The sequence below is a fragment of the Bacillus sp. G402 genome (genome assembly GCF_051172515.1).
Taxonomy (GTDB): Bacteria; Bacillota; Bacilli; order Bacillales; family Bacillaceae; genus Bacillus; species Bacillus altitudinis.
Genome location: NZ_JBPIZC010000001.1, coordinates 1,373,814 through 1,393,124, shown reverse-complemented (window position 1 = coordinate 1,393,124; position 19,311 = coordinate 1,373,814). Strand labels below are relative to the sequence as shown.

Genomic DNA, 19,311 nt, shown 5'->3' with positions numbered 1-19,311 from the left:
TTATTTTTGTCATAAATAATGGTTTTTTTCAGTGAAAAAAGTCATGAAAAAAGCTGAAAATCCTTCACTTTATCATTGAAACAATGACTCTCAAATCCGATAAATAAGGGGTAAGGATGATAAAAGGAGTGTGTTTTTGGATGAAAGTGAAGATTTCATTACTTCTGATGGCAGCGATGATCATGGTACTCGCCTCATGCAGCAATCAGCAGGGAGGACCACCGATATCAAATGCGAAGCATATTGGTGTCATGCTGACGGATGATGGTCTTGGTGATCAATCATTTAACGATTCATCATTTAAAGGATTAGAAAAAGCACGTGATGAGCTTGGCATTGAATTTGATTATAGAGAAATTGCAGAAACCGATACATATGAAAAAGGGCTGACCGAGCTTGTGAAAGATGGAAATGACCTGATCATCGGTGTAGGTTTCAGTATGCAAGAAGACTTAGAAAAGGTAGCGAAAAAATATCCGAAAAAGCAATTTTTACTCATTGATGCTGTGTCTGAACTGAAAAATGTCACATCAGTGACTTTTAAAGAAGAGCAGGGCAGCTATTTAGCGGGAGCACTTGCTGCCATGACAACAAAAAGTGATGTCATTGGTTTTGTGGGCGGAGTCGATGCAGAGGTGATCCACCGATTTGAACAAGGCTATCAAAAAGGCGCAAAATCAGTGAATCCGAAAATCAAGGTCGTATCCACGTATGCTGGCACATTTAGTGATGCAGGCAAAGGCAGTAAAATAGCGAAAGACATGATCAAAAAGAAAGCAGATGTTTTATATGCTGCAGCCGGTTATACGGGTGTTGGTGTATTAAAAGAAGCGCAGACGCAAGGCAAATATGCAATCGGCGTGGACAGCGATCAGTATTATACAGCTGAAAAAGCCGTTATTTCGTCTATGGTCAAAAAAGTAGATGAAGTCGTTTATCAATTCAGCGAACAGCTCGTCAAAAGCAGCAAAATCAAAAGCGGGCATATCGTTTATGACTTAAGTAATGACGGAATCGATATGGCAAGAATCCGGGTGCTCAAAGATGCTGAGAAATTGACCAAAAAATTAAATGGACTGAAGCAGACACTTCTGGAAGAAGAGGGGGCAGCATCATGAGCTTACGCATCAAAATTTTGCTCAACTCACTCATTTCACTTCTTTTAGCGGTTGGCGTAATTGCCTTTATTATTGTGAGTATGACAAAGATTCAGTCATCAAGCGAAACAGAAGTTCAAACATTACTGAACGTACAAAAAACGAAGGCCAGCTTTGAAAGTGTCGAACAAGCCATGACCAATTATTCCATGACCCTTTCAGATGAACAGCTAGAGGTCGTTCAAAGCGATATATCGACAGCGAAAAAACAGCTGCAAATGTTAAACAAAAACGCAGGAAATATGAACAAAGAAGCCCTAACACGGTTAAATTCAAAGTTTGACACATGGACGCAAGAAGCAAACAATGCCATTGGTGAAAAAAATGCCTCTGATGCCAGACGAGTGGCTGCCAGAATTGACGGTGTTTTAAACGACGTGCATACGATGAATAAAAGAGCACAAGAAGCGTATGAATACCATTTAGAGGAGGCGGCAGACAATGTGCAAAGGATCATCACAAGCGCATCTGTCGCAGCCCTCACGCTGATTGTCATTGCCGTCTTTTTAAATATTGGGTTAACGAGATCCATTGTGACGCCAATCAAATCCCTTTCTTACCGGGCAAAACAGATTGCCGAAGGAAACCTCGCTGTGGAGCGGATGGACATCAAGCGGAAAGATGAAATCGGTGGCTTAAATGAGTCGTTCAATCAAATGACGGATCAGCTGATTAGCTTGATTCAAGAAATCAGCCATGTATCAAGCCAAGTAGAATCATTCTCGGTTCAGTTAGATGATGAAAACAAAAAGCTTATGGAATCGGCCAATCAAGTGTCTGTATCGACAGACGAAATGGCGAATGGTTCACAAGCGATTTCAGAAGACCTTCAGCATGGCGTTAGTTTGATTGAAAAAATGGATTCACATGGCCGTAAGAATTCCGAAAGATCACATACAGTCATCCGTAGTACAGAGGATGCCATTGAAGCGGTGGAAAGCGGAAAGCACACGTTAACAGAAACAAAAGCAGCCATTGAAAAAAATACACGTGCGACGAGACAAATTGAAGAGTCTGCAGGAGAATTCACTCAGTACGCAAGCGGAATCTCCGCAATGGCCAAAACGGTTTCTGATATTGCGGACCAGACAAACCTCCTCTCGCTCAATGCGGCGATTGAAGCGGCAAGAGCAGGAGAAGCTGGCAAAGGGTTTGCCGTCGTAGCGGACGAAATTCGTAAGCTGGCAGATGAATCGTCTCGTGCAACAAGACAAATTTTTGACATGGTGAGTCATATTGAAAAAGGCATTCAATCCATTAGCCAAACTGTACAAGAAGGGGTCAAGCTATCACTTCAGCAGCAAGATGCAATGGACAAAACCTCACACTCCTTTGAAGATATAGAAACAAAAGCACAACATATTAAGCAAGAAATGGCGGTCTTAAATGACCAAATTATTCAATCAACAGAGCTTGGCGGACAAGTGCTGCACTCGATTGAAAATATTAGTGCCGTTGTAGAAGAAACGGCAGCGGGCAGCGAAGAAATTTCTGCCTCGGCAAACGAACAACTGCAATCTTTCCATCAAATGAACAAACAAGTAGAAGAACTGATGAGTATGACGGCAAGGTTAAACGAAACCGTTCACCGATTTAAGCTATCATAAGAAAAGCACCCTTCCCGTGATGTTTCAGGGAAGGGTGCTTTTTATGATGGGCTGCCTGTAAAGAAGATGGCAAGTGTGCTAGGGCCTGAGTGGGACCCGACAGCCGCGCCGATGACCTGGATGTCGATTTTTTTTGGATGAAATTCGGCTTCGATTAATTGTCTCATTTCTTCTGCAAGTGCAGGGTCGTCTCCATGACTAATGCCAACAGTTTGACTAGACCAGTCAGATCCGCGTTCTTTCATCAGCTCGATAATGCGTTTCAATAATTTTTTACGGCCACGAATTTTTTCAAGGGGTATCAGTTTTCCATCCTCAACGTGTAAAATGGGTTTAATACTTAACAATCCGCCAACAAATGCGGACGCTTTACTGATTCTTCCGCCTCTTGCTAAATACGATAAATCGTCTACAGTAAAAATATGTTGTAAAGATTCACAAAAATGCTTTACAGACGTTTCAATTTCTTGTATTGTATTTCCGTCAATGGCAAGTGATTGAGCGTGTTTGACAGCTAGTCCATAACCAAGTGAAGCACATTTAGAATCAATGATTCGTAAATCGAAATCAGGGTATTCTTCCTTCACTTCGTTTGCCATCATCACAGCGGTTTGGTATGTACCTGAAAGCTCTGATGAAAAGGCAACATAAATAGCGGATGTATGGGTTTGTGCTGCAGAAACAAAGGCTTCTTTGATCCGATTCGGTGAAGCTTGTGATGTTTTTGGACTTGCACCTTGTCTCATCGCATCAAATACTTGTTTTGGTTCAATGGTGATCAAATCCTCAAATTCCTGCTCGCCGAGTAATACACGCAGCGGAATGAGTGTCATGTTTTGTTCATCATAATAAGAAAGAGGCAGATCAGCAGCACTGTCTGCTATGATATGAACAGTCATCAAAATCCCTTCTTTCTAAAAAAATCAACCATATTTTACATCTTTTTAGCCTAACTATATCATAGAAAATCATTTTTTCGTGTTCAAATTCTAAATTTTAGGGAAAACCATAGAGAGAATGGTAAGTGGAGGAATGACAACATGTTCATTGGAGAAGCAAAAAAATTCATCGTCGTCGTCATTGGTGCCTTACTCAATGCGATTGGGCTGAATTTATTTTTAATCCCTGCTGACGTATATGCAAGTGGTTTTACAGGGGTTGCCCAGCTATTATCTAGTTTAATCGATCAATATGCACCGTTTTATTTATCAACAGGAATCCTATTATTTATTTTAAACATTCCGGTCGGCATTTTAGGCTGGATGAAGGTTGGTCGTTCCTTTACTTTGTATAGCATTATTAGTGTGGCACTGACAACGATTTTCCTCGGCATTTTACCAGAGACAAGTGTTTCTGAAGATATTTTATTAAATGCTGTATTTGGCGGAGTCATTTCTGCACTTGGCATTGGGATTACACTGAAATATGGGGCATCTACAGGCGGCCTTGACATTATTGCGATGATTTTAGCGAAATGGAAAGACAAACCAGTCGGCACGTATTTCTTCATTTTAAACGGAATTATCATTTTTACAGCAGGATTGTTACAAGGTTGGGAGAAAGCTTTATATACCCTTGTCACATTATATGTGACGACTAGGGTAATTGATGCTATCCATACGAGACATGAAAAGCTGACTGCCATGATTGTGACAAAGAAAGCAGATGAAATCAAAGAAGCCATTTATGGAAAAATGGTCAGAGGGATTACGACTGTTCCGGCAAAAGGGGCATTTACCAATGAACAAAAAGAAATGATGGTCATTGTCATTACAAGGTATGAGCTGTATGAACTTGAACAAATTATAAAGGAAGTCGATCCAAAAGCCTTTACAAATATTGTTCAAACAACCAATATTCTTGGATTTTTCAGACGAGATTAAAAGGTGGGTAGAAGATGAAAAAAGGGTTAGTGCTTTTTCTCGTTCTATTGGTTTTAACAGCTTGTGGGCAACAAAAAAAGGATGAACCAGACAAGGAGGTATCCGGTCAAATGGGAGAAAAAACCGTTGTACTCACAGTAGACCCCGTCCAAAAAGGTTCTTCGGTTCAATTTCATATGTCACTAAAAAATGAATCAGATCGAGATATTGAATTCACGTTTAACACAAGCCAGAAATTCGAATTGAGTGTGTACGATGAAGATGGAAATGAAAAATACCGTTACTCGAAAGACCGTATGTTCACACAAGCCATCCAATCCTTTGTGCTGAAAGCAGATGAAACATATGACTTCCAAGATACGTGGTCAAACGGTGTGGAGCCGGGAACGTATGAAGCGGTCGTCACATTTAAAGGAAAAGCAGAAGGGCTAAAGCAAATCACTGAGAAGAAAACGTTCCAAGTGAAATAAGCATAAGAAAAGCTGTCCACAAAGCGGACAGCTTTTTTCGTTAAAGATCATCAAGCAGGTCTTGGAACGTATGCAGCTGGTTTCTTTCTGCATCTGTCGAATTAGCAAATGCAGATGATACGGCGTTTTTAGCTCGCTGAACTGCTTGTTGACGCTCTAAACCAGATGGAAATGAAGAAGTAAGGGCTTCTTCAGTAAATGATTTGGCTTGATCAAAAAGTTCGTTTCTCACAATGAACCTCCAGAAGCATCAGTCTTCATATTTCCCCTGTCCTCCGCAGCTTCTTCAAGTGTGGAACGATACGGAAAACGTGCGTCATGCAGACTGACTGAATCTTTACCTTGTTGTATAAAGCGTTTCGATTTGCTTCTTTTACCCATTCGGAATCCGCCCCTTTACACAAGCTGACAGGACAACCTGTCTAACGGTAGTATGCCCGCTTCGACCTGCTATGTATGAATGGAAAAATTAAAGCGAGAAGTAATTCGTTAGGAATTTTGCAATCCCATCTTGTTCGTTCGTATCTGTCACTTCATTAGAGACGCGTTTAACTGCATCAATTCCGTTGCCCATGGCAACCCCGCATCCAGCAAACTCAAGCATTTCTAAATCATTGTCTTCATCTCCGAATGCCACAATCCGCTCCTGAGGCACACCGTAATAATCACTGATCTTTTGCAGTCCAACGGCTTTATTCATACCTGTTTTAATGATTTCAATGACGTGCCACGGAGCAGCCCAGCGTCTGTGATCAATGACTTCTGCATGAACATCTGTCAAATAGCTCCGGATCGCTCCGACGTCTTCTTCTTTTGCGTGAATTAAGACGCTTGTGACATTCTCTCCAAGATTGTTCCGAAGGTCTCCAACGGTCACTTTGTTTGCATTCATATTAAATATATCAATGAGCTTTTCATCATGATAATGGAAATACAAATCGTCTAGCACTTCAGCTAACACATTGTGTACTTTATATTCCTCACTAATATCCACAAGCTGTTTCACGACTTGAAGATCAAGTGATGTGTGAAATCTGCCCCATTTTTCATCAAGAGGATGATGGACAAACGCTCCATTAAAGTTCACAATCGGTGAATCGAGCTGCAATTGCTGATAATAAGGAGAGCTGGAACGAAATGGCCGGCCAGTTGAAATACAGACATGATGCCCGCTGTCTTTCACTTTTTGAATGACATCAAGTGTGCGAGTTGAAATCGTTTTATCGTCTTTTAATAACGTGCCATCCAGGTCAAGTGCGATTAGATAAGGTTTAGTCTCCATAAAATCTCCTTTGATCTGTAAGTAATAGGAGGCAGCTAGTGCGGGTGCCTCCACCTATAGTGTATCTTTATCACATCTTCGTTGTCTACATGTTAAAATAAACAAAGACGGGAATGATAAAGGAGGATTCATAGGCTGTGATCACCATTGATGAGCAAATGACGCACGATATTCCATTTTTACATATCGTAAAAGCTGAAAATAAAGACAAACCACTGCCACTTGTATTTTTTATACATGGATTTACAAGTGCACGCGAGCACAACTTACACTTCGCCTTTCATTTGGCGGAAAAAGGCATGAGAGTCATTTTGCCTGACTGTGCTTATCATGGTGTAAGATCAGAAAACCTCAGCTTAGAGGAACTGGCATCAAAGTTTTGGGAAATCGTCCTAAACGAAATACGTGAAATCGATATACTTAAGACACATTTTCAAGAAAAACAATTGATTGAAGCCGACCTAATAGGCGTTGCAGGTACTTCCATGGGAGGCATCACGACCTTTGGTGCACTCGCAAAACATGATTGGATTAAAGCGGCAGTCAGCTTGATGGGCAGTCCGAAATATACGACATTCCTACAAGCACAAATTATGGACATGCGGCACAAAGGGTTGATGAAAGAGATTACAGATGAAGAGGTTCATCAGCAATTAGACGCGCTGCGTCCTTATGATTTAACGCTACAAACAGATCGATTAAACAAAAGACCGCTGTTATTCTGGCATGCAGAAAACGATCCAGTTGTCCCATATCGCCATGCAAAAGCGTTATATGACGAGCTAGCGGCAACCCAATATAAGCAAGATCAGGACCTCCTTCGGTTTATTACAGATAAGCAGGCGGGTCACAAAGTCACAAGACAAGCGATGTTTGAAACCATTGACTGGTTTGTGACACATCTGAAAAGCACAAACGTTTAGCCAAAAGGAAAAGTACGTTATACTAGTTGAAAAAGGAGTGGATATCATGGATGAAGCATTGAAAGAAAATATTTTAGGCGCCCTAGAACAGGTGATTGACCCTGAGTTAAACGTAGACATCGTCAACCTTGGACTTGTCTATGATGTCGATCTTGATGAGAATGGAAAAGCGGATATCACGATGACTTTAACATCAATGGGGTGTCCCCTTGCACCAGTTATCGTGGATGAAGTGAAAAAAGCATTGAGCGACTTGCCTGAAGTGAAGGAAACTGAAGTTCACATCGTATGGAATCCACCTTGGACACGTGACAAAATGTCAAGATACGCTAAAATTGCGCTTGGTATTCAATAAGTAAATACGACCTGGTATGAGTAGAACTCGTACCAGGTTTTTTTATGAAAAATTAAGGTAGAGGAGGAGTATGGCTTGATATAATGGATGTAATTTTATAGAACGGAGTACCTATAATGAAGCGAAAGTGGATATGGATCGTCCTTTTGATGGGATATGGTGCTGCCTTTTTTGCATCAGTCTCTATACGTGAAGATCAAGCACACAAAAGACAAGGACTTGAGGCGTTTACAGATGTGAGTCACCTCATGCCGGTCAAAATAAAAAAAGTCGTGCAAGGAAAAGAAATAGAATCTTTAAAAGAAGTATTAGAAGAAGCAAAAGAGAAGAATCTGCCCATTTCAATCGCCGGAAAGCAGCATAGTATGGGCGGCCACACGTATTATGAAAATGGCATTGTACTAGACATGACGAAATTTCGCCGAATCGTATCATTTAATGAAAAAAAGAAGACCATTCGGGTCCAGAGCGGCGCCACATGGGATGATATTCAAACATATGTGAACCCATATGGTCTTGCAGTAAAGGTGATGCAATCTCAAAACATCTTTACGATTGGTGGCTCGTTAAGTGCAAATGCACATGGACGTGACATTCGCTACGGCTCACTTATTGACACTGTGCGCTCTTTCACACTGTTAAAAGCAGATGGAGAGATCATCACAGTAAAGCCTAGCGATGATTTATTTACTGCCGTGATTGGAGGATACGGCTTATTCGGTGTCATTTTAGATGTTGAGCTGTCCTTAACAAAGGATGAATTATATAAAATGGAGACAACCTCTCTACACTTCGATGAATACACTGATTATTTTCAAAAGCATGTAAAGAACAATAAAGAAGTGCGCATGCATCTCGCAAGAATCTCTACAGCGAAAACAAATTTTTTGAAAGAGATGTATGTGACGAATTATTCACTTACTTCTGATCAACAGATCGATCCATACCGCGAGCTCAAAGAAGATCAGCTCGTCATCCCTTTAAAATTTATGCTCGGCCTTTCGAGAAGATTTGATATGGGGAAAGATTTGCTATGGAACTTGCAAAAGAAGTATTTTCAAAGTCAAAATGACCAGCTGATCACAAGAAATAACGTGATGCGGTCTGATTCTGCTTTTTTAGAATATGAAAATGAGTCAGATACCGATGTGCTTCAAGAATACTTTGTTCCAGTTGATCGTTTTCGTGCGTATATCGATGACATGAGAGGGTTTTTACAACAGGAAGAATTGAATTTAATGAACATCACGATCCGCTACGTACAAAAAAATGAAAAAGCGGATCTCTCATATGCGAAAGAAGATATGTTTGCACTTGTTTTGTTAGTGAATTATGGTTTTGAGAAAGAAGAGAAGGCAGAAGCAGAGCGGGTCATCCGGCAAATGACAGATATCACCTTGCGGCACCATGGAAGCTATTACTTACCATACATGCCTTATCAAACGAAAGCACAAATGAAACAAGCGTATCCAAAAACCGATCTATTCTTTCAAAAGAAAAAGCAAGCAGATCCAGATGGCAGATTTATCAACTACTTTTATGAAAGGTACAATACACAATGAATGCTAAAGCAATGAAATGGTTCGTCTATTCACAAAGTCTACTGTTTTTCGCCAGTAGTCTCATTTTCCCTTTTTATATTCTTTTTATTAAAAATGTTGGGTCGAGCTATTCTCAATTTGGTCTTGCTTATGGTCTGTTTGGTTTGAGCGGTGCGTTCATTCATTTATTATTAGGAAAACTTCCTGAAACGACCGACAGGCGTCTCTTTTTAATCATTCATTCGTTTGGTATGGCGTTTCTTCTTCTCCTTTTTCCACATATCACAGAAGTAGAGCAAGTTTATATGATTCAGATTGCCTTAGGTGTGCTAGGTGGTGTTCAGAAGCACGGAGAGAAACTGCTCGTCACCGAACTCACAAATGAGAAGAAGCGAATGAAAGAAGTTGGGCACTATCATTTTTGGACAGCGCTTTTTTCATCTATCGCCATCATGCTTGGCGGCCTGTTTGCTGATTTTTTCACCATTCATTTGATTTTTTATGCAAGTTCCCTATTATATTTATGCAGTGCGCTTTTGGTTCTCAATATGAAGAACAATAGATAAAATCCGCATGTCTCACGAAGATATGTGGATTTTTTTATGAAAAAAAATGAAAACAAATATTAAATATACAATTGAATTAATTTTTATACATGTTATAATGTTAAATAATTTCACAAAGATCAAGAGGGTGTATTGACGTTGAAAATAGGTATTATAGGTGCTACAGGGTACGGTGGTGCGGAATTAGTTCGTATCTTTAAGCAGCATCCACATGTGGAGGAATGTATATTGTATTCATCAAGTGGTGATGGGCAATTATACAGTCAATCTTATCCGCATCTGACAACGATTACTGACCAAACATTAAAAGCCATTGATCCGGCTGCCATTGTGCAAGAAACAGATGCTGTGTTTTTAGCGACACCAGCAGGCGTTTCAAGTGAACTCACACCGAAGCTCATGAATCAAGGGGTGCCAATTATTGATTTATCAGGTGACTTGCGCATTCAAGATGGGGCCGTTTATGAAGCGTGGTATAAACGAAGGGCAGCGGATGATGCATCGGTTCAACAAGCTGTATACGGATTATCTGAATTGAATCGTGATACCATTAAGCAAGCGGAAGTCATTGCAAACCCAGGCTGCTTTCCTACTGCAGTTCTTCTAGGTTTAGCACCGCTGATGAAACAGAATTTAATCGATGAATCTATGATCATAATAGATGCAAAAACCGGGGTGTCCGGTGCAGGACGATCAGCCTCACTTGGCACACATTTTTCAGAGCTGAACGATAACTTTAAAATTTATAAGGTGAATGAACATCAGCACACACCTGAAATAGAACAAGTACTTAGAGAATGGAACCCGCAAACGGCGAACATCACATTTTCAACACATCTTGTCCCGATGACAAGAGGGATTATGGCGACGATGTATACACAATTGAAAGCAGATGTCACAAAAGTAGAATTAATGAAACGGATGAAGGACTTTTATGAAGATTCCTATTTTGTAAGAGTGAGAGATCATGGGATATATCCGCAAACAAAAGAAGTATACGGCAGTAACTTCTGTGACATTGGTTTTCATTTAGATGAGCGAACAGGCAGACTGACGATTGTATCTGTCATAGATAATCTCATGAAAGGCGCAGCCGGCCAAGCGGTTCAAAACTTCAATATCATCAAAGGCTTACATGAAGAGGCGGGCCTCACAATGACACCTCTCTATCCATAAGAACAGGGGAGACAACAAACATGATCGAATTGAATGAAAAAAGTATTGTCAAAATAGACGGGGACGTATCATCACCAAAAGGTTTTGAAGCAAAGGGGATTCATATAGGATTACGCTATTCAAAAAAAGACCTTGGCTTGATCATCAGTGAAGTACCAGCAGCGAGTGCAGCGGTATACACTCAAAGTCACTTTCAAGCTGCGCCTCTTCAAGTCACACAAAAAAGCTTGAAAAAGACGGGCAAACTAAAAGGTGTCATTGTCAATAGTGCGATCGCCAACGCATGTACAGGTGAGCAGGGATTAAAAGATGCATACGACATGCAGGCAGCCTGTGCAGACATGTTAGGGACAGAGCCTGATTACATTGCTGTTTCTTCTACTGGTGTCATTGGAGAGTGTCTGGATATGGATAAAATCAAAACAGGCATCGCTCAGCTAAAAGAAGCAAAAGCAGGAAATGGCCACTTTGAAGAAGCGATTCTAACAACAGATACAGTCATTAAAAATACGACATACTCCTTGACGATAGACGGGAAAGAGATTCTCATTTCTGGTGCAGCAAAGGGCTCTGGTATGATTCATCCGAACATGGCAACAATGCTCGGGTTTGTCACAACCGATGCAAATGTCGAACAAGAAGCTTTGCAAAATGCTCTTCGTGACATTACAGATGTGACGTTTAATCAAATTACCGTCGATGGAGAAACATCAACTAACGATATGGTGCTTGTGATGGCAAATGGAATGGCAGAAAACCAGGCACTGAATGAAGAACATCCAGAATGGCCATTGTTTAAAGAAGGATTAAAACTAGCCTGCGAAGATCTAGCAAAAGAGATTGCAAGAGACGGAGAAGGCGCAACTAAATTAATCGAAGCGAAAGTTGTTGGTGCAAAAAACAACTTAGAAGCTGGTATTATTGCAAAAAAAATCGTAGGTTCAAGTCTTGTGAAAACAGCCGTATACGGTACGGACGCCAACTGGGGCCGGATTGTCGGAGCAATCGGTCATAGCGCAGCTTCTGTCACGCCAGAAGAGGTTGAAGTTTACTTAGGCGGGCAATGTCTGTTTAAACATAATGAACCCCAGTCTTTCTCAGAAGAGGAAGCAAAAGCGTATCTAGAGCAGGATGAGATTACGATTTTCATTCAAATGAATGAAGGAAATGGTGAAGCGGCCGCATGGGGCTGTGACCTTACCTATGATTATGTGAAAATTAACGCGAGCTATCGCACATAATGAAGGAGATAGACATGGATAAAACGATCGTGTTCAAGTGTGGAGGCAGTGTCATTCGAGAACTTTCCGATACCTTTTATGAAAATGTCCGCTCACTTCAAGCTGCTGGATTTAAACTGGCTATCGTACATGGCGGAGGTCCTGAAATTACGAGCATGCTGCAAAAATTAGAAGTGAAAACGGAATTTGTAGATGGACAGCGCAAAACAACAAAGCCGGTGTTAGAGGTAGCCGAAATGGTCCTTTCAGGAACGGTGAATAAATACTTTGTTTCAGAGCTGGCAAAGCATGATATATCATCTGTCGGTGTATCTGGTAAAGATGGACAGATGCTTGTCGCCGATTTTCTCGATCAAGATGTATATGGGTACGTTGGCGAAATCAAAGAAGTCAATCCAGAGATGGCAGAAGCACTAATGGAGAAACAATTCATTCCCGTCATTGCGCCGCTATCTATGACCGAAGAATGCCAAACGTTAAATGTAAATGCTGATCTTGCAGCATCAGCAGTCGCAGGAGCTATGAAAGCTGATAAGCTCATGTTTGTCACAGATGTGGAAGGAATTTTAAAAAATGGTGAGCTGTTAGACGTTGTCACCGAACAAGAAGCGCTCAAGCTCATCGATGAAGGTATTATTTCCGGGGGAATGATTCCAAAAGTGCAATCTGCGCTAAGTGCTTTATCAGGAGATGTGGATGAAGTCATGATTGTGAATGGAAAAGGTAGTATTTTTACAGGAGATACCTTTAAAGGAACTCGAATTGTAAAACAAAAGGAGGCGGTCCTGTGAGTCATCTCTTTCAAACGTACGGACGGTGGAATGTTGAAATTAAAGAGGCAGAAGGTTCTTGGGCAGTTGATACAACTGGGAAAAAATATTTAGACTTTATACAAGGCATTGCGGTGACGAATTTAGGTCACAATCATCCAAAGGTCAATCAAGCCATCAAGAAGCAGCTTGACGAGGTCTGGCACGTATCAAATCTATTTGAAAATGGACTGCAAGAAAAAGCAGCGGAAAAGCTGGCAGCCAACAGTTCAGGAGATCTCGTATTTTTCTGCAACAGCGGGGCTGAAGCGAATGAAGGGGCTATCAAATTGGCCCGAAAAGCAACAGGTAAAACAAATATTGTGACGTTTTTGCACTCTTTCCATGGGCGTACGTATGCTGGTATGGCTGCCACAGGTCAAGATAAAATCAAAACTGGTTTTGGACCGATGCTGGAAGGCTTTCATTATGTACCGTTTAATGACCCTGAAGCGATCACAGCGTGTGAAATCGATGATGTCGCAGCGGTCATGCTGGAAGTGGTGCAAGGTGAAGGTGGAGTGAATCCAGCTACAGCTGAATTTCTAGAAGCCGTTCAAACGTTTTGCAAAAAACATCAAGCACTGCTGATTGTAGATGAAATCCAAACGGGTATTGGGCGAACAGGGACAGCATTTGCCTATGAGCAATCGGGACTTGATCCTGATATTATTTCAGCCGCAAAAGGTTTAGGAAATGGATTTCCAGTCGGTGCAGTGATAGGGAAAAAAGCTTTAGGGGATGCATTTTCTCCAGGCTCTCATGGCACAACATTTGGTGGCAATATGCTCGCTATGTCAGCTGTGAACGCAACCCTTGATGTAATATTCAAAGAAGACTTTCTTTCAGAAGTGAAAGAAAAGGGTGCGTACCTTTTAAAGAGACTGCAAGAAGTCAAACAGCTGAACATCGTGAAAGAAGTACGGGGCAAAGGATTAATGGCAGGAATTGAGTGTCATCAGCCAGTAGGTGATTACATCACAGCCCTTCGAGCGCAAGGTTTGCTGGTGCTTCCAGCTGGTCCGAATGTCATTCGTTTATTACCTCCGCTGAATGTCAAAAAAGTTGAATTGGATCAAGCCATTGAAGCAATCATTCAAGTGTTAGCAAATGAAGCAGTAACGGTCTAAATTTTTTTACACCAGAACGCATAAACATGCATTTATATTATTAATTATTCAATATGGGGTGACACAAGCATGAAAGGTTATTTAAATTTAGAAGATGGAGCCTCTTTTGAAGGAGATCTGACAGGAGAAGCTGGCATGACAGGTGAAGTGGTCTTTTTTACAGGGATGACAGGTTATCAAGAGGTGCTCACAGATCCTTCTTATAAAGGACAAATCATTGTCTTCACATATCCGCTCATCGGAAATTACGGCATCAATCATGAAGACTTTGAGAGCAAAAAACCACAAGTAAAAGCGGTCGTTGTCTATGAGGCGGCTGACCATTTTTCTCATCACCTTGCAGCCGTAAGCTTAAAAGATTATTTACAGAAGTGGAATATTCCGCTTCTTACACATACAGATACTCGCGCAGTCGTGCAGAACATTCGAGCAAATGGAACGATGAATGCAGTGCTTAGTTTAGACGAAAATGAAACGCCACCTGCAATGAAGCAAGACAATGTGGTTGAGCAGGTCACAGAAGATGAAGTATACACACAAGGCAGCGGCGAGGATCATGTAGCGCTCATTGATTTTGGCTTTAAAAAATCAATTGCGGACTCACTCGAAGCGCGCGGCTGTAAAGTCACAGTGATTCCGTACAAACAAATGGAAAAGGTATTTGATATCAAGCCAGATGCGATCCTTTTGTCAAATGGACCTGGAGATCCAAAAACAATGAAGCCATATTTAAAAACCATTCATGACATCATGATGACCTTCCCGACACTAGGCATTTGCTTAGGTCATCAATTAATTGCTCTTGCGCTTGGCGGGGATACGTATAAGCTTCCTTTTGGCCACCGCGGGGCGAATCATCCGGTACAAGATACAGAATCAAAACGTGTCTTTATGACAAGCCAAAATCATAGCTATGTGGTCAATGAAAAAAGCATGAATGACAAAGAAGTGGACGTCAAATTCCTCCACGTGAATGACGGATCTGTTGAAGGATTCATTCATAAAGAGAAGCTGATAATGTCTGTTCAATTTCATCCAGAAGCACATCCAGGCCCTGCAGAAAGTGAATGGGTATTCGATGATTTTATTGAGAAAGTGAAACAAGCAAGGAGAGAAGTCGCACATGCCTAAAGATCAAAGCATACAAACCATTCTAGTCATCGGTTCCGGTCCAATCATCATTGGTCAGGCAGCAGAATTTGATTACTCAGGAACACAAGGTTGTATGGCCTTAAAAGAAGAAGGCTACAACGTCATCTTAGTGAATAACAACCCAGCAACCATTATGACAGACGAGTCATTTGCTGATGAAATTTATTTTGAACCGCTTTCAGTTGATTCAGTGACAAGAATCATTGAAAAAGAGAAACCAGATGGTCTTTTAGCCAATCTTGGCGGACAGACGGCTTTAAACCTTGCTGTCGAGCTGGAAAAAGCCGGTGTGCTGAAAAAGCATGGGGTAAAACTGCTCGGAACGTCAGTTGAAACAATTGAAAACGGTGAAGATCGTGAGAAATTCCGTGCTCTCATGAAGCATTTGAATGAACCTGTACCAGAAAGTGAAATTGTGGATAATGCGAAAGACGCCCTTCAATTTGCAAAAGAAGTGGGCTTTCCCGTCATTCTTCGACCAGCCTACACACTTGGTGGTAAAGGGGGAGGCATCGCTTTAAATGAAGAGGCTTTTAAACCGCTGATTGAAGGTGCTCTTCTAGCGAGTCCGATTCATCAGTGCTTAGTTGAAAAAAGCATTGCTGGCTTTAAAGAAGTCGAGTATGAGGTCATGAGAGATCGTCAAAATACGTGTATCACTGTATGTAACATGGAAAATATCGATCCAGTTGGTGTGCATACAGGTGACTCGATTGTCGTTGCACCGTCACAGACATTAACGGATCAGGATTATCAAATGCTCCGTTCAGCGAGCTTAAAAATTATTTCAGCGCTTGATGTCGTTGGCGGCTGTAATATCCAGTTCGCTCTTGATCCACTTAGCAAAGAATATTTTGTCATTGAGGTCAACCCTCGGGTCAGCCGGTCTTCTGCTCTTGCATCGAAAGCAACAGGCTATCCGATTGCCAAAATGGCGGCAAAACTTGCGGTCGGTTATACACTAGATGAATTGAAAAATCCGCTTACAGGAACAACGTATGCTAGCTTTGAGCCGGCACTCGATTATGTCGTGGTGAAATTCCCGCGTTGGCCGTTCGATAAATTTAAACAGGCAGACCGGAAATTAGGCACAAAAATGAAGGCGACTGGTGAAGTCATGGCGATTGACCGTAATTTAGAATCTGCCATTCAAAAAGCCGTCGCATCACTTGAAATCAAAACAAAGGGCTTCCACTTGCCTGAACTGAAAGAACATTCGACTGAACAGTTATTTGAATTAATCAAAACACCGGACGATCGCCGTTTCTTTGCTGTCATGGAGCTGCTTTCCAGACAAGAAACCGTTGAAACGATTCATGAAACGACGAAGATTGATCTGTTTTTCTTACATGTCTTCAAGAATATGATCACACTCGAACAAGAATTGAAGAATCATCAGGGGACGCTATCCAAAGACACCTTAAGAAAGGTGAAGGAAAAAGGCTTCCTTGATGAAACAATCGCTTCTCTGACGGATCGCAGTGAACAAGATATCAGACAGCTTCGCCAAGAATATGGCATTGCCGCTTCATTTAAAATTGTCGATACATGTGCGGCTGAATTCGATGCAAAAACGAATTACTTCTATTCTACGTACTTTGGCAAAAGTGATGGAGAGCATCAAGAGAAAACAAAGCAGCGTGCACTCATCATTGGCTCCGGTCCGATTCGAATTGGTCAGGGAGTCGAGTTTGATTATAGTGCCGTTCACGGCGTTCTTACTCTACAAAAGCTTGGATTTGAAACCATCATGATGAACAACAATCCAGAAACGGTTAGTACCGATTATGAGATTGCAGATCGTTTATACTTTGAGCCGATCACGTTAGAACATATTTTAAACGTAGTTGAAGCGGAGCAAATTGATTTTGTCATCGTTCAATTTGGCGGGCAGACAGCAATCAATGTGGCGGAAGGTTTAGAAAAAGCCGGCGTTACCTTGTTAGGCACGTCCTTTGACACACTAGATGCATTAGAAGATCGCGATTTATTCTATCAGCTTCTTGATGAACTGAATCTTCCTCATGCAAAAGGAGATACAGCACATTCAAAAGAAGAAGCACTGGAGCATGCTGCAAGCATCGGGTACCCTGTTCTTATTCGTCCATCATATGTCATTGGTGGAATGGGCATGATCGTTGTTCATACAGAAGCTCAATTGGCAGAACTACTTGATCAGCCAGATCATTTACCTTATCCGATCTTAATTGATGAGTATGTCACTGGAAAAGAAGTGGAAGTGGATCTTATTTCAGACGGACAAACGACATTCATTCCAACAATTGTTGAGCATATTGAAAAAGCGGGCGTACACTCAGGTGACAGCTTTGCCATCTTACCAAGTGTCTCTATTAGTGAAGACATCAAAGAGCAGGTGTATAACGCTTCTGAACAAATCGCAAAGAAATTAGCTTTTAAAGGCATTATGAATATTCAATTTGTGATAAAAGGGAACCAGGCGCTCGTATTAGAGGTGAATCCTCGGGCAAGCCGGACTGTCCCAGTTGTAAGTAAAGTCATGGGTGTTGACATGATCCCAATGGCGACTCAGCTGTTAGCTGGTGCAACGCTTGAAGAATTGAAACCGGCAACGAAGAATAAGGGGGGCACAGCTGTTAAATTCCCGGTCTTCTCCTCACATGCCATTCAAGATATCGATTTAAAGCTCACACCTGAAATGAAGGCGACGGGTGAAGGAATGTGTGTAGGAAAGAACGTCGAAAGCGCCTTGAAAAAAGTGTTTGCACCGATCTGGAAACAGAAAGGAAGCCTCTTTATACAAGGCAGTGAATTATTCGTAGATGAAGCAAAACGAGCAGGCTTTGACGTCTGGACTGGCAGCTTTGAATCGTGGCTGCAACAAGACGATAAATCGCTTCACATTCATTTAGGTGATGATGAAGAGGCAAAAGAACAGCGTGTAAAAGCACTCACACATGGTGTTCAAGTTCTAACCGAATATGAAACGGCGCAAGCGTTCCTGCAAGGAAAAGATGGAGATGTATCACCAGTATCTCTCCACGAATTATATAAAAAGGAAGTGACGGCATGAGCCAAGTCGACGTGCAACCGGCATTATACGGAAAAGACTTTTTATCGTTAAAAGACTTTTCGATCAATGACATTGCGTACTTAATTGAAAAAGCAGAAGAAATGAAACAACATCCATATCAAGATTTATTCAAAGGAAAAACATTAGCGATGATCTTTGAAAAATCTTCAACTAGAACCCGTGTCTCGTTTGAAGCGGGCATGACGCAGCTAGGCGGACATGCGCTCTTCCTCAGCTCAAATGATCTGCAAATTGGCAGAGGAGAAACGATTGGTGATACAGCGCAGGTGCTCTCTGGGTATGTAGATGGCATTATGATTCGAACCTTTGAACATGAGAAGGTAGAAGAACTTGCAAAATACGCCACTATTCCAGTGATCAACGGACTAACGGACTACTCTCATCCATGTCAGGCACTGGCTGATTTACTGACGATTAAAGAAGCAAAAGGCAAACTAAAAGGTGTGAAAGTGGCGTACATCGGTGATGGGAATAATGTGGCTCATTCCTTAATGGTCGGTTGTGCGCAGTTAGGCTGTGACATTGCCGTTGCATCACCAAAAGGCTATGAACCTCTTCAAGAAGTGACAGACACTGCCCGGGCGTTTGCAAAACAATCAGGCGCAGAAGTCATCGTCACAACAGATCCAGTAGCTGCTGTTCAGGATGCAGATGTCATTTATTCAGACGTATTTACAAGCATGGGACAGGAAGCTGAAACAGAGAAACGTCTAGCTGAATTTAAAGAATATCAAGTCAATGAGGAACTCATGCAACATGCAGCAGCAGATTATATCTTCCTTCATTGTCTGCCGGCACATCGCGGAGAAGAAGTGACGGCTGATATCATTGATGGACCACACTCTAAAGTATTCCAGCAAGCAGAAAATCGCCTGCATGTGCAAAAAGCGTTAATCAAAGAGCTCATGTATCAACAACCTAAATAAATCACAAGTGTCCCTGTCTC

Annotated in this window: 19 protein-coding genes; 15 read left to right on the top strand and 4 right to left on the bottom strand. The window is 41.6% G+C overall.

The window, feature by feature from the left end; genetic code table 11:
* Positions 1-140: 140 nt before the first annotated feature.
* Both ACSBQP_RS07350 and ACSBQP_RS07345 read left to right on the top strand, forming a co-directional pair.
* Positions 141-1,118 (top strand): BMP family lipoprotein, encoded by a 978-nt coding sequence (locus ACSBQP_RS07350; protein ID WP_435028285.1) that lies wholly within the window; start codon positions 141-143, stop codon positions 1,116-1,118.
* Positions 1,115-2,764 (top strand): methyl-accepting chemotaxis protein, encoded by a 1,650-nt coding sequence (locus tag ACSBQP_RS07345; RefSeq protein WP_435028284.1) that lies wholly within the window; start codon positions 1,115-1,117, stop codon positions 2,762-2,764. The genes ACSBQP_RS07350 and ACSBQP_RS07345 overlap by 4 nt, the downstream gene beginning before the upstream one ends.
* Positions 2,765-2,805: 41 nt before the next feature.
* On the opposite strand, the gene ACSBQP_RS07340 is transcribed toward ACSBQP_RS07345, so the two are convergent.
* Entirely contained in the window at positions 2,806-3,663 is an 858-nt protein-coding gene (locus tag ACSBQP_RS07340) for a DegV family protein (protein WP_148780246.1), read from the bottom strand.
* Between the two features lie 141 nt (positions 3,664-3,804).
* Between ACSBQP_RS07340 and ACSBQP_RS07335 the strand changes: the two genes are divergently transcribed.
* Together ACSBQP_RS07335 and ACSBQP_RS07330 are read left to right on the top strand one after the other, a co-directional pair.
* Positions 3,805-4,647 carry a YitT family protein gene (locus ACSBQP_RS07335; RefSeq protein WP_007499067.1) on the top strand — a complete coding sequence of 281 codons (843 nt, stop codon included), beginning with the start codon at positions 3,805-3,807 and terminating at the stop codon, positions 4,645-4,647.
* Positions 4,648-4,661: 14 nt separating this feature from the next.
* On the top strand, positions 4,662-5,117 hold the full coding sequence (locus tag ACSBQP_RS07330) for a BsuPI-related putative proteinase inhibitor (RefSeq protein ID WP_008348542.1): 456 nt from the start codon (positions 4,662-4,664) through the stop codon (positions 5,115-5,117).
* A gap of 40 nt (positions 5,118-5,157) precedes the next feature.
* Here the strand turns inward: ACSBQP_RS07330 and ACSBQP_RS07325 are convergent, their stop codons facing one another.
* From ACSBQP_RS07325 to ACSBQP_RS07315, 3 genes are all read right to left on the bottom strand, one after another.
* A complete protein-coding gene (locus ACSBQP_RS07325; protein ID WP_008348541.1) occupies positions 5,158-5,349 on the bottom strand; it encodes a DUF3813 domain-containing protein in 192 nt (63 codons plus the stop codon).
* On the bottom strand, positions 5,346-5,498 hold the full coding sequence (locus tag ACSBQP_RS07320) for a hypothetical protein (protein WP_008348539.1): 153 nt from the start codon (positions 5,496-5,498) through the stop codon (positions 5,346-5,348). Before ACSBQP_RS07320 ends, ACSBQP_RS07325 begins: the two co-directional genes overlap by 4 nt.
* An 88-nt stretch (positions 5,499-5,586) precedes the next feature.
* Positions 5,587-6,399: a Cof-type HAD-IIB family hydrolase gene (locus ACSBQP_RS07315; RefSeq protein WP_079920107.1), complete on the bottom strand. Its 813-nt coding sequence runs from the start codon at positions 6,397-6,399 to the stop codon at positions 5,587-5,589.
* Between the two features lie 137 nt (positions 6,400-6,536).
* Between ACSBQP_RS07315 and yjfP the strand changes: the two genes are divergently transcribed.
* The 11 genes from yjfP (at position 6,537) to argF (ending at position 19,291) form a co-directional block, all read left to right on the top strand.
* Entirely contained in the window at positions 6,537-7,322 is a 786-nt protein-coding gene (gene yjfP / locus ACSBQP_RS07310; RefSeq protein WP_138825528.1) for an esterase, read from the top strand.
* A 46-nt stretch (positions 7,323-7,368) separates the two neighbouring features.
* The gene (locus ACSBQP_RS07305) at positions 7,369-7,677 is read left to right on the top strand and encodes a metal-sulfur cluster assembly factor (protein ID WP_003211530.1); all 309 of its coding nucleotides are present in this window, start codon (positions 7,369-7,371) and stop codon (positions 7,675-7,677) included.
* 116 nt (positions 7,678-7,793) lie between these two features.
* A complete protein-coding gene (locus ACSBQP_RS07300) occupies positions 7,794-9,239 on the top strand; it encodes an FAD-binding oxidoreductase (protein ID WP_048001696.1) in 1,446 nt (481 codons plus the stop codon).
* On the top strand, positions 9,236-9,784 hold the full coding sequence (locus tag ACSBQP_RS07295; protein WP_048001695.1) for an MFS transporter: 549 nt from the start codon (positions 9,236-9,238) through the stop codon (positions 9,782-9,784). Before ACSBQP_RS07300 ends, ACSBQP_RS07295 begins: the two co-directional genes overlap by 4 nt.
* Before the next feature lie 138 nt (positions 9,785-9,922).
* Positions 9,923-10,960 (top strand): N-acetyl-gamma-glutamyl-phosphate reductase, encoded by a 1,038-nt coding sequence (gene argC, locus ACSBQP_RS07290; RefSeq protein ID WP_048001745.1) that lies wholly within the window; start codon positions 9,923-9,925, stop codon positions 10,958-10,960.
* A 20-nt stretch (positions 10,961-10,980) separates the two neighbouring features.
* Positions 10,981-12,201 carry a bifunctional ornithine acetyltransferase/N-acetylglutamate synthase gene (gene argJ / locus ACSBQP_RS07285; protein WP_007499060.1) on the top strand — a complete coding sequence of 407 codons (1,221 nt, stop codon included), beginning with the start codon at positions 10,981-10,983 and terminating at the stop codon, positions 12,199-12,201.
* Positions 12,202-12,215: 14 nt separating this feature from the next.
* Positions 12,216-12,992, top strand: coding sequence for an acetylglutamate kinase (gene argB / locus ACSBQP_RS07280; RefSeq protein WP_017360181.1), 777 nt, complete (start codon positions 12,216-12,218; stop codon positions 12,990-12,992).
* Positions 12,989-14,140 (top strand): acetylornithine transaminase, encoded by a 1,152-nt coding sequence (locus ACSBQP_RS07275; RefSeq protein ID WP_216099307.1) that lies wholly within the window; start codon positions 12,989-12,991, stop codon positions 14,138-14,140. The genes argB and ACSBQP_RS07275 overlap by 4 nt, the downstream gene beginning before the upstream one ends.
* A 69-nt stretch (positions 14,141-14,209) precedes the next feature.
* Positions 14,210-15,271, top strand: coding sequence for a carbamoyl phosphate synthase small subunit (locus tag ACSBQP_RS07270; RefSeq protein WP_017367005.1), 1,062 nt, complete (start codon positions 14,210-14,212; stop codon positions 15,269-15,271).
* Entirely contained in the window at positions 15,264-18,344 is a 3,081-nt protein-coding gene (locus ACSBQP_RS07265; protein WP_435028283.1) for a carbamoyl phosphate synthase large subunit, read from the top strand. Before ACSBQP_RS07270 ends, ACSBQP_RS07265 begins: the two co-directional genes overlap by 8 nt.
* A complete protein-coding gene (gene argF, locus ACSBQP_RS07260) occupies positions 18,341-19,291 on the top strand; it encodes an ornithine carbamoyltransferase (RefSeq protein ID WP_116306708.1) in 951 nt (316 codons plus the stop codon). Before ACSBQP_RS07265 ends, argF begins: the two co-directional genes overlap by 4 nt.
* Positions 19,292-19,311: the final 20 nt, after the last annotated feature.